Origin of the sequence: Bradyrhizobium sp. Leo170 (assembly GCF_004296405.1) — a bacterium.
Lineage (GTDB): Bacteria > Pseudomonadota > Alphaproteobacteria > Rhizobiales > Xanthobacteraceae > Bradyrhizobium.
Genome location: NZ_PSRR01000658.1, coordinates 1 through 1,950, shown reverse-complemented (window position 1 = coordinate 1,950; position 1,950 = coordinate 1). Strand labels below are relative to the sequence as shown.

Sequence of the window (1,950 nt, the reverse complement as noted above, 5' to 3'; positions counted from 1 at the left end):
CGACGAAGCCGGAGTTGGAAGGCTCAAGGATGGTGGTGGAGACAAGCGCGAAGAGGAGGGCGAAATAAGCGACGGACAATCGGGTTGCTCGGAAAATGCCTGAACCGAGTCGGCACCATATCTCCCGTCAGCTTCATTTCAAAGAAGCGGTCGCGACAGTTGAATCCGTAAAGCGCGATGCGGGATCAGCGGGCCGTCTTGAGCGGGCGCGCCACGACGCGGGCCGCCCGCGCCGCCGCGACGGCGAAGCGCGTGAATGATCCGAACAGATATCCGCCGTGGAGGGCGAGCGCGCCGATCGCAAAGCCGGTGAGGCTTTCGACCAGCGTCAAGGACAGGATCGGGGCGAGCAGGAGTGCGATTGCACCGGTTGCAAGCGTCAGCGGCAAAGCACCAGCACCTTGAAGCGCAATCCGAAGACGGCGCCAAAGAGAAAACTGAATATTGCAGCCTGAGCCATACGCACACACTCCTGTTTCAGCGCCTGTTGTTCCTGGGCTCTTCCTGCATCTATCCCAAGCACGCAGAGCAGCCGATCGGCGAGGACCAACTGCTGAGGGGTCCGCTTGAGCCCACCAACGAGTGGTACGCGATCGCCAAGATCGCCGGGCTGAAAATGTGCCAGGCGTATCGCCGTCAATACGGCGACGACTTCATCTCGGCCATGCCGACCAATCTCTATGGCAAGGGCGACAACTATCACCCGGACCACAGCCACGTTCCGGCGGCGTTGATCCGCCGCTTTCATGAAGCCAAGCTCGCGGGAGCGCCGACGGTTACCGTATGGGGCACCGGAACGCCACTCCGCGAATTCCTCAACGTCGATGATCTGGCGGATGCCTGCGCCTTCCTTCTGAAGCGGTATTCGCAGGACATGCCGATCAATGTCGGCAGCGGTGACGAACTCTCGATCGCCGACTTCGCGGCTCTGGTCGCCGAGGTCGTCGGCTATCGGGGCGAATTCGTCTTCGACATCAGCAGGCCCGACGGCACTCCGCGCAAACTTCTTGATAGCTCGCGTATCCGCGAACTCGGTTGGCGCCCGCAGATTTCGATGCGTGCCGGCCTCGCCGCGGCCTATGACGATTTTCTCCGGGGATACGGCCGCAACCTCGCGCTCAGTCCAAACGCGTCAAACTGAACAGGAGTGCGGTCTCTCGCCTAAAAACTAAGAAACTTAACATCTTTGATTTGGTCTGCATTTAATGCGCATACTTCTGGTGGGCATCAACTACGCGCCCGATCTTGTCGGTGTCGCGAAATACAACACTGAGCTCTGCGAAAGTCTCGTGGCCGAAGGCCACGACGTCCGAGTGATCACCGCACCGCCTTATTATCCGGCGTGGCGAATTCCTCGTGGCTTCAGATCCTGGTACTTCCGGTCGAGAAAGCTGAATGGCGTGCAGGTGATCCGTACGCCAATCTACGTGCCCGCTCGTCCGTCAGGGGCCAAGCGGCTCGTTCACCATGCGTCGTTTGCGTTGGCGAGTGCGATCCCCCTGGTGCGGACGGGGCTCTCGTGGCGACCCGACATCATGCTTTCGGTGGCGCCGTCGCTGACATCAGCGGCCCTCGTCGCCGTCGCCGCGCGCCTGACCGGGGCGAAGTCCTGGCTTCATGTGCAGGACTTTGAAGTGGACGCGGCCTTTGATCTCGGTCTTCTGCAGAACCAAAGGCTCCGTCGGCTGATGCTGCGCGCGGAAGCGAGAATCCTGAAATCCTTCGACCGCGTCTCCACAATCTCACCGCAGATGTTGCGACGTCTCAAAGAGAAGGGAATTCCGCAGGAGAAGGTGAGGGAGGTCCGAAACTGGATCGACACCGACGCAATCACTCCGGGTCCCGCAACGGTCAATTTCCGGACTGAGCTCAAGATTGGAGAAGACGACGTCGTCGCCCTCTACTCGGGAACGATGTCGAACAAGCAGGGGCTGGACCTCGTCGTCGAGG

3 protein-coding genes are annotated in these 1,950 nt (G+C 60.5%); 2 read left to right on the top strand and 1 reads right to left on the bottom strand.

Annotation, left to right across the window (positions count from 1 at the left end):
• Nucleotides 1–185 precede the first annotated feature (185 nt).
• Nucleotides 186–332 (bottom strand): hypothetical protein, encoded by a 147-nt coding sequence (locus tag CWO89_RS48625; protein WP_245476848.1) that lies wholly within the window; start codon nucleotides 330–332, stop codon nucleotides 186–188.
• Between the two features lie 29 nt (nucleotides 333–361).
• On the opposite strand from CWO89_RS48625, the gene CWO89_RS43705 reads away from it, so the two are divergent.
• Entirely contained in the window at nucleotides 362–1,141 is a 780-nt protein-coding gene (locus tag CWO89_RS43705; protein WP_283813590.1) for a GDP-L-fucose synthase family protein, read from the top strand.
• Nucleotides 1,142–1,205: 64 nt separating this feature from the next.
• A partial coding sequence (locus tag CWO89_RS43700) for a WcaI family glycosyltransferase (RefSeq protein WP_130584328.1) occupies nucleotides 1,206–1,950 on the top strand: 745 nt, incomplete at its 3' end.